Below are 8,453 nucleotides of genomic sequence, written 5' to 3' on the forward strand. Positions count from 1 at the left end.
CCCAGGATGTGGTCCACCGCGTGGCGCACCCCCACGTCCCCCTCCTGCCCGGGCAGCCGGCCCAACAAGAGCCGCTCCAGCAGGGCGAAGCGGGCCGCCGTCCCCTCCACCGCGTCCAGCCGCTCCCGCCACTCGCGCGCCTCGCGCGGCCAGAGGTCCCCCAGCGCCACCTTCGCGTCCGTCAGCTCCAGCAAGGGCAGCCTCAGGAATGGCTGCGCGCCTCCGGGCCGGAAGCGCACCGCGACGAAGGACGCACGCGCGGACAACGGCACCACCTCCGCCGCCCGCATCGCTCCCACCACGCGCAGCCCCACCCCGTCCGTCAGGTCCACCAGGATGTCCAGACACCCGTCCGGCAGCACCCGGTGCACCCCCACCGGCGCCGCTCCTGACAGCTCCAGCGCCCAGTAGCACTGGACGTACGGCGCCAGCGCCGCGCAGGGGCTCGCCTCCACGTAGCGCATCAGGCCGCGTCCGCGACGGCCGCGCGGGGCAGCCACACCGTGAAGCACGTGCCCTTCCCTGGCCCCTCGCTGCTCGCCTGGATGCGGCCTCCGTGGCGCTCCACGATTTCGCGGCAGATGGCCAGCCCCAATCCCAGGCCTCCGGCGTAGTGCTCGGCCGCGTTTCGCGCGCGGAAGAAGGGCGTGAAGAGCTGCGGCAGGCTCTCCTGCGGAATGCCGATGCCCTGGTCCTCCACGTCCACCCGCACCTGCCCTTCCTCCTCGCGCACCCGCATGGACACCGGCGTCCCCGGCGGCGAATAGCGCAGGGCGTTCTCCACCAGGTTCGTCAGCAGCTGATCCAATCGCTGCTCGTCCCACCGGCCCACCAGCGGCCCCTCCGGGACGTCCAGGGACAACAACCCCTGGCGCTCCGGACGCGTGGACTGGATGCGCTCCAGCACCTCGTGGGCCAGCGCCGTCAGGTCCATGGGCGCCACCGTCAGCGCGAATCTCCCCGACTGCAACCGCGACACGTCCAGCATGTCGCCAATCAGCCGCGTCAGCCGGTCCACCTGTCGCGTCAGCCGCTCGAAGGTGGCGCGCTGCCGCTCCGGCGTCAGCCCCACGCCGGACTCCGACTGGCGGATGAGCAGCTCCAGCGTCGCCTTCAGCGGTGTCAGCGGCGTGCGCAATTCGTGGCTCGCCATGGAGAGGAACTGATCCCGGATGACGATGGCCTCGCGCAGCTCCTTCTGCGTCCGGTCGATGCGCGCCGCCATGTCGTTGAAGCCGTCCGCCAGCTGCGCGACCTCGTCGTCGCCCCGGGCCTGCACCCGCTGCTCCAGAGCGGGCGTGCCCAGCGCGGCGAAGCCGTCCCGCAGCGTCTCCAGCCGCACCGCCACGTCCCGCCCCACCCACTGCGACAGGAGCAGCGAGATGGCCCCCGCCAGCGCCGCGATGCCCACCACCCACGCGCCCATGCGCGTCACCGGCGCGAACGCCTCGCGCAGCCGCGCCGTCACCACCACCGTCCACTCCGTGCCCGGCACCTGTGCGTACGCCACCAGCAGGCGGAGCCCGGATTCATTGAACGCCTCCAGCAGGCCCTCCCGCGCCGACAGCGCCTTCGGGGGCAGCATTCCCAGCACCGGCGCCCGCGTGAGCACGTCGCCCCGTTCGGTCTCGCGCAGCAGGATGCCGTCGCGCCGGTCGAACAACTCCACGTGGTAGCTGCGCGAGGCCAGCGTCGACTGGAGCCCCAGCCGCCGCAGGGACCGCCCGCCCACCAGCACCGCGCGCTGGCCTTCCCCCAGGTCCACCCGCGTGGAGAAGACGATGAAGGGCAGCCCCGCGCGGGTGAGGAAGGGCCGCGACACCCAGACCGCGTCGCCCCCGTTGAGCGCCTGCTGGAAGTACTCCCGGTCCGCGAAGTTGCCGGTGAGGCGGTTCAGCCGCTTGGACGGAACCAGCGTCTCCCCGGTGGCGTCCAGCAGCCACGCCGCGTCGAAGAGGCCGGTGTCGTTCTCCAGCAACTCCACCCGTTCAATCATCTCCTTGCGGTCCCCGGTGCGCACCGCTTCGATGAAGCCCGGGTCCTGGCTCTGAGAACGCAAGAGCGAGCGCGCGATGGCCGCCGACTGCTCCAGCCACGCCGTCTCCGCCAGCACCGCCTGCTGCGCCTTGCCGCGCAGCTCCGCCGAGATGGCCCGCTGGGCCACGTACGACGTCACCGCCCCCACGCCCAGGATGGGCAGCACCGACGCCAGGGCCATGCCCCGGAACAGCCGCCAGCGCACCCCGGACGGGGCAGGGACCTGACGCATCCGCCACAACAGCAGACAGGCCAGGGCCAGCACCGCGTACACGCCCATCCCGGCCCAGGAGCGTCGCGACCCCAACGCGAGCGTCATGTTCAGGAACAGGACGCTCAAGCTGCCCGCGGCGATGCGGCAGGCCTTTTCGTGGCCACGCCACAGCCCCACCGCCATCAGCGCCCCCGTCGCCAGGAAGGCGCCGCCCAGCAACCGGATGAACGGCCCGAACGCCAGCAGCGACATGCGGATGAAGCTGCTGGGGACCAGGACCATCAACCCGCCGAAGCTCAGCGCCACGCAGGCGATGAACACCGGCAGCAGGCCCCTCCCCTGGAAGCGGCGGGTCCGCTCCAGCAGCAGCAGTCCCGCCAGCAGCGGGTACAGGATGAGGCCCGTGATGCCTCCGGGCAGCACGGCGGCGGCCCACCAGTAGAAGGCCACCGCCGCCAGGAAGAGCGCCCGGCCCAGCCACCCCACGAACGCTGGCCAGGTGGGGTACAGCATCGCGGCGAGCATCGTCGCGGAGCCCACCAGGAAGAGGCTGCCGAGCGGGCGGATGTACGGGTAGATGACCTGGAAGATGGCGGCCCCGAACTCATAGGGCACGAAGACCATCGTGGTGCCCACGACAAGTCCAAAGGCCGCCGCGAACCACTCCACCCGTGCCCGCTCGAGGATGCCCACGGGCGGAACACTACACGTCCCGCTCCGGCTGTCAGTGGCGGAGTGCGGTCCGGGACGGACCGTTCGTCCAGTCCCTATCTCCGCCGCCAGGCGCCTTCCTATCTCCGACGCCAGGCGTCGAGCAGGTGCCCCACCACCGAGTCCACCCCCACGTCGTGCGTGACCTGGGTGAAGACGAAGGGGCCCTCGCCGCGCATCTTCCGGGCGTCGCGGTCCATCACGCCCAGGTCCGCGCCCACGTGCGGCGCCAGGTCCGTCTTGTTGATGACCAGCAGGTCCGACTGGGTGATGCCCGGCCCCCCCTTGCGCGGCACCTTGTCCCCGCCCGCCACGTCGATGACATACACCGTGTAGTCCGCCAGCTCGCGGCTGTACTGCGCGGCCAGGTTGTCACCGCCGCTCTCCACGATGAGCAACTCCGGGTGCAGCTCCTCCATCAACTGCTCCAGCGCGAGCAGGTTGTGGCTGATGTCCTCGCGGATGGCGGCGTGGGGGCAGCCGCCGGTCTCCACCGCCTTGATGCGCTCCGGGGACAGGGCCTGGTTGCGCACCAGGAACTCCGCGTCCTCCTTGGTGAAGATGTCGTTGGTCACCACGCCCAGGCGGTACTGGTCGCGCAGCTTCTTGCACAGGGCCAGCACCAGCGCCGTCTTGCCGCTGCCCACCGGCCCGCCAATCCCAATCGTGAAGGCCCGCTGCGAGTAGTCACGCCGGTGCGGCTTGTCGCGAGCGTCGAAGTGGCCCGGGTGGTCCCAGTCCTCGTGCGTGTGCTCGTGCCCGTCCTGCCCATGGCCGCGGTGGTCGTCGTCGTGCATGTCGCGCTTCCTTTTCGTCTCTTGCTTCAGGACTGGAACAGCCGGGAGTACAGCCGGTCGTGCGTGGCGCCAAACAGGTCCCACAGCGGCGCGGGCTGGGCCAGGTCCTCCACGCCCAATGCCTTGCATTGCTCCAGGACGGCCTCCAGCAGCGGCGTGGCCGCGTGCTGCACCTGGTGGGATTCATGCGTGCCGATGACGCCCATGCGCACGCCCGCGGACAGCGCGCCCCGCAGGGTGAGCGACAGGAAGAGTCGCAGGGCGTCCTCCTGCTCCACCGCCAGCGCGCACAGCACCGCGCCGAACGCGGGCGCGTGGTGGAACTTCACACGGGCCGCGCGGGCCGCCTCGCGCACGGGCCCCACGGCCTCCGGGAAGATGCGCGCGCAGGTGTCCAGGAAGGCCCTGCCTTGCGTGCGGCTGGCCCGGTTCGCGACGTGGTTGGTGAGGAACGCGTCCGCGCGCGCGTCCAGCGCCGGCAGTGCGGAGGGCTCGCGCCACGCCGAGCCCACCAGCGGCAGGCCGCCCAGTCCCGCCTGCCACACCAGCGCCTCCACGAAGCGCCGCACGTCACCCGGGCCGCGCACCTCGCCCGCCTGCACCGCGGCCTCCAGGCCTCCCGAGTGCGCGAAGCCCCCCGTGGGAAACCCCGAGTCCGCCAGCTGCAACACCCTCCAGCCGGAAGCCATGGCGCGCTCCTTCAGAACAGCGAGTAGCGCTGCGCCAGGGGCAGCCAGGTGGCGGGCTCGCAGCGAAGCAGCTCTCCGTCCGCGCGGACCTCGTACGTCTCCGGATCCACCGTGATGACCGGCAGCGCGTCGTTGAGGCGCATGTCCTTCTTCCCCAACGCGCGGCAGTTCACCACCGCGGACAGCCGCTTGGTGAGCCCCAGCCCCTGCACGGTGCCTTCCCTCAAGGCGCGCCCTGATACGAAGGCGATGCTCGTGGAGCCCCGCGCCCTTCCTCGCGCGCCGAACATCGGGCGCATGAGGTACGGCTGCGGCGTGGGGATGGACGCGTTCGCGTCCCCCATCTGGCCCCACGCGATGAAGCCGCCCTTGAGCACCAGCTCCGGCTTCGCGCCGAAGAAGGCGGGCCGCCACAGCACCAGGTCCGCGAGCTTGCCTGGCTCCACGGAGCCCACCTCGTGGGACAGCCCGTGGGCGATGGCCGGGTTGATGGTGTACTTCGCCACGTAGCGGCGGATGCGCAGGTTGTCGTTGTCCCCCTGCTCGCCGGGGAGCCGCCCGCGCTGCTCGCGCATCTTGTGCGCCGTCTGCCACGTGCGGGTGATGACCTCGCCCACTCGCCCCATGGCCTGGCTGTCCGAGGCCATCATGCTGATGGCGCCCAGGTCGTGGAGGATGTCCTCCGCGGCAATCGTTTCTCCTCGGATGCGGCTCTCCGCGAAGGCCACGTCCTCCGGAATCTCGCGGTCCAGGTGGTGACACACCATGAGCATGTCCAGGTGCTCATCCAGCGTGTTCACCGTGTACGGCCGCGTGGGGTTGGTGGAGCTGGGCAGCACGTTGGGCGCGCCGCACACGCGGATGATGTCCGGCGCGTGGCCGCCACCCGCGCCCTCCGAGTGGTACGTGTGGATGGTGCGGCCCTTGAACGCCGCCAGCGAGTCATCCACGTAGCCGGACTCGTTCAGCGTGTCCGTGTGGATGGTGACCTGCACGTCCTCCGCGTCCGCCAGCGTGAGGCACGTGTCGATGGCCGCGGGCGTGGTGCCCCAGTCTTCATGCAGCTTGAGTCCAATGGCTCCCGCGCGCACCTGATCCAGCAAGCCCTCCGGCAGGGACGTGTTGCCCTTGCCAGTGAGGCCGATGTTCAGGGGAATGGTATCCGTGGCCTCCAGCATGCGCGCCAGGTTCCACGCGCCCGGCGTGCAGGTGGTGGCGTTGGTGCCGGTGGCCGGTCCGGTGCCGCCGCCCACCCAGGTGGTGATGCCGCTGGCGATGGCCTCGTCCGCCTGCTGCGGGCTGATGAAGTGGATATGTGTATCCAGGCCGCCCGCGGTGAGGATGAGCCCTTCACCCGCGATGACCTCCGTGGTGACGCCCACCACCATGCCCGGCGTGACGCCCGCCATGACGTCCGGGTTGCCCGCCTTGCCGATGGCGGAGATGCGCCCGGCCTTGATGCCCACGTCCGCCTTGAAGATGCCCGTCCAGTCCACCACGAGCGCGTTGGTGATGACGCAGTCGAGCGCGTCCGCGTCGCCTGTGCCCGCGCGCTGGCCCATGCCTTCGCGCAGCACCTTGCCGCCGCCGAACTTGCACTCGTCGCCGTAGACGGTGGCGTCGCGCTCCACCTGGAGCCACAGGCCCGTGTCTCCCAGCCGCACCCGGTCCCCCGTGGTGGGACCGAACATGTCCGCGTAGTGGCGCCTGTCCAGCTTGCGGCTCATGAGCGGTCCTCCTCGGGGGTCTCTTCCTCGTGACCGAAGCCCTGCGCGCGCACCGCCGCGAGCAAGCGCTCACGGCCTTCATCGGACACCTTGCCGCTGCCCAGCGCGTTGCCGCCGCGCACCACCTGTTCGCCCGCGATGGGGACCAGCGACACCGTCTTCACCTCGCCGGGCTCGAAGCGCACCGCAGTGCCCGCGGGGATGTCCAGCCGGTGGCCGTAGGCGCGGCCCCGGTCGAACACCAGCGCTCGGTTCGTCTCCGCGAACGCGTAGTGACTGCCCACCTGGATGGGCCGGTCGCCCCGGTGCGTGACGCGCAGGGTGATGGCCTTGCGGCCCGCGTTGAGCTCCAGCGCGCCTTCCGCCGCGCGCACGAGTCCAGGAGGCCCTTCTGGTGACGCGGCGGGCACGGTGAAGCGCTCCAGCGGCGGCACCGGCAGGAAGCTGCCGTAGAGCGCCAACGACAGGTCCCCGTGCTCCGCCACCACCGGGTGATGCACCGTCACGAGCTTGGTGCCATCCGGGAAGGTGCCCTCCACCTGCACCTCCGCCAACATCTCCGGCACGCCGTCCATCACCTGCGCGCGCCCCAGGAACCGGCGTCCCAGGTCCATCAGCTCCGCCACGCTGCGGCCGTCGCGGATGAACTCCAACAGCTGCGTGGCGATGAGCGCCACCGCCTCCGGGTAGTTGAGGCGCAGGCCTCGCGCCAACCGCTTCTGGGCGACGACGCCCGCCTGGTGCAGGAGCAGCTTGTCCACGTCACGGGGGGACAGATGCATGGGTCCGACTCCCTCGGTTCTTCCGGGTGCGGGATGCGCCGACCCGCCAGACCCTAGCGCGACGCGTCAGCGTGAGCCAGGATGGAGGCCCCTCGCGCCGTTCTCCCCCTCCGGAGTCCCCCCATGAAGAGCTTCAAGGCCGGCTTCCCCAAGACGCCCAAGGCGCCTCCCGCCCCACCGAAGACGACGAACACGGTGGCCCAGCCGACCTTCTCGAAGCCGGGCACGACGGGCGCGAAGCCGTCGACCCCCACCGCGTCGCCCACGGCCTCGCCCACCGCGTCGCCCACGGGCTCGCCGAGTGTCTCCCGGCCGACGACTCCCACCGGGACGACGCCCCAGGGTGACGCGTTCAAGCCGACCGGCAGCCCCCAGGCCTCGTCGTCGCGCCCGAACATCGACGCGAGCTCGCTCCAGGGTCCGCAGCTGCAGTCGCCCAACCTCTCCGAGAGCGACATCGCGGACATGGCCCTGGGCCGCACGCCGGGCAAGGGCAAGGCCATGACGCCGAGCCCTCAAATCCAGAAGATCGTCGAGCAGATGAAGCTGGAGAATCCGGGCGCGGACGTGCTGCGCTACACGGACCAGAGCAGCCACCCAATGCTGAAGCAGCCGAACATGCCCGCGGGCACGGACGCGGGCGTGTGCAGCGCGATGACCTCCGAGTGGATCCGCACCGGCAAGGAGGCGGGCGGTGACCCGATGAAGGGCTCGCAGGCGTTCGGCAAGCTGACGGACAACCACTTCGGGAAGCTCATCGACAAGCAGCACGCCGAGCACCTGCAGAGCGACGCCCTCACGAAGCTGAACGGCGCGCACATGGATGACATCGACAAGCTCCAGGGCAGCGTGAAGGAGCTCCAGGGCAAGAGCGCGCAGCGCAAGGAGATCAACGAGCTGCTCACCAACCCGGACCTCTCGCCGGAGGAGCGCCAGGGGTTGAAGCAGCAGCGCAGCGAGCTGACCCAGGACATCAAGGCGGGGATGGCGCAGCTCAACCAGGACCAGGCCGCCATCGCGAAGAAGCAGGAAGGCATCGCCGCGATGGTGGACGACTTCCGCACGGGCCGTGGCGGCGGTCACCCGGGCGTGAAGGTGCAGGACTTCGAGCCCATCACCCAGGACACCTTCGCGCAGAAGCTGTACGACGGCACGAAGGAGAACGGCCACTACCGCATCGGCCTGCGCAAGTCGGGCGAGGCCGCGGAGGGCCACGTGCTGGGCCTGCACAAGACGGACGGCCCGAACCGCCTGCTGGACGCGAACACCGCCGAGTGGAAGACGAACAACCACAAGGACGCGGTCAACCTGACGGCGGATCACGTCAGCGAGCTGTACAAGAACTACAGCACGTTCGACATCACCCGCTACTAGGGGGTGTCCCTAATTGAGCCACATCCGAGTGCAGGCGAGGTGGATGAGGGCAAGGTAGTTGCGGGCTGTCTTCTCATATCGAGTCGCGAGGCGGCGGAAGCGCTTGAGGCCATGGAAGAACC

8 protein-coding genes are annotated in these 8,453 nt (G+C 70.6%); 1 reads left to right on the forward strand and 7 read right to left on the reverse strand.

Annotation, left to right across the window (positions count from 1 at the left end; translation table 11 throughout):
* From D7Y11_RS39855 to ureA, 6 genes are all read right to left on the reverse strand, one after another.
* On the reverse strand, positions 1 to 464 hold a 464-nt coding region (locus D7Y11_RS39855; protein ID WP_368773804.1), incomplete at its 3' end, for a DUF6597 domain-containing transcriptional factor.
* Positions 464 to 2,944, reverse strand: a complete 2,481-nt coding sequence (locus D7Y11_RS39860; RefSeq protein WP_306770492.1) for a sensor histidine kinase — start codon at positions 2,942 to 2,944, stop codon at positions 464 to 466. The genes D7Y11_RS39855 and D7Y11_RS39860, both read right to left, overlap by 1 nt.
* Positions 2,945 to 3,042: 98 nt before the next feature.
* Positions 3,043 to 3,759 carry an urease accessory protein UreG gene (ureG, locus tag D7Y11_RS39865; RefSeq protein WP_120581145.1) on the reverse strand — a complete coding sequence of 239 codons (717 nt, stop codon included), beginning with the start codon at positions 3,757 to 3,759 and terminating at the stop codon, positions 3,043 to 3,045.
* 26 nt (positions 3,760 to 3,785) lie between these two features.
* Positions 3,786 to 4,448, reverse strand: a complete 663-nt coding sequence (locus D7Y11_RS39870; RefSeq protein WP_126936299.1) for an urease accessory protein UreF — start codon at positions 4,446 to 4,448, stop codon at positions 3,786 to 3,788.
* Positions 4,449 to 4,459: 11 nt separating this feature from the next.
* Positions 4,460 to 6,175, reverse strand: a complete 1,716-nt coding sequence (gene ureC / locus D7Y11_RS39875; protein WP_121780692.1) for an urease subunit alpha — start codon at positions 6,173 to 6,175, stop codon at positions 4,460 to 4,462.
* The gene (ureA, locus tag D7Y11_RS39880; RefSeq protein ID WP_120581142.1) at positions 6,172 to 6,957 is read right to left on the reverse strand and encodes an urease subunit gamma; all 786 of its coding nucleotides are present in this window, start codon (positions 6,955 to 6,957) and stop codon (positions 6,172 to 6,174) included. Before ureA ends, ureC begins: the two co-directional genes overlap by 4 nt.
* A gap of 123 nt (positions 6,958 to 7,080) precedes the next feature.
* Between ureA and D7Y11_RS39885 the strand changes: the two genes are divergently transcribed.
* Positions 7,081 to 8,331 carry a cell division protein ZapB gene (locus D7Y11_RS39885; protein ID WP_126936300.1) on the forward strand — a complete coding sequence of 417 codons (1,251 nt, stop codon included), beginning with the start codon at positions 7,081 to 7,083 and terminating at the stop codon, positions 8,329 to 8,331.
* A 9-nt stretch (positions 8,332 to 8,340) separates the two neighbouring features.
* Here the strand turns inward: D7Y11_RS39885 and D7Y11_RS39890 are convergent.
* The coding region (locus tag D7Y11_RS39890) for a transposase (protein ID WP_148139266.1) at positions 8,341 to 8,453 on the reverse strand (113 nt) is incomplete at its 5' end.

Origin of the sequence: Corallococcus sp. AB018 (assembly GCF_003986945.1) — a bacterium.
Classification (GTDB): domain Bacteria; phylum Myxococcota; class Myxococcia; order Myxococcales; family Myxococcaceae; genus Corallococcus; species Corallococcus exiguus.

Coding starts and splice junctions, on each gene's coding strand:
- D7Y11_RS39885 (WP_126936300.1), top strand. CDS start 7,081: ATGAAGAGCTTCAAGGCCGGCTTCCCCAAGACGCCCAAGGCGCCTCCC.
- ureA (WP_120581142.1), bottom strand. CDS start 6,957: ATGCATCTGTCCCCCCGTGACGTGGACAAGCTGCTCCTGCACCAGGCG.
- D7Y11_RS39870 (WP_126936299.1), bottom strand. CDS start 4,448: ATGGCTTCCGGCTGGAGGGTGTTGCAGCTGGCGGACTCGGGGTTTCCC.
- ureG (WP_120581145.1), bottom strand. CDS start 3,759: ATGCACGACGACGACCACCGCGGCCATGGGCAGGACGGGCACGAGCAC.
- ureC (WP_121780692.1), bottom strand. CDS start 6,175: ATGAGCCGCAAGCTGGACAGGCGCCACTACGCGGACATGTTCGGTCCC.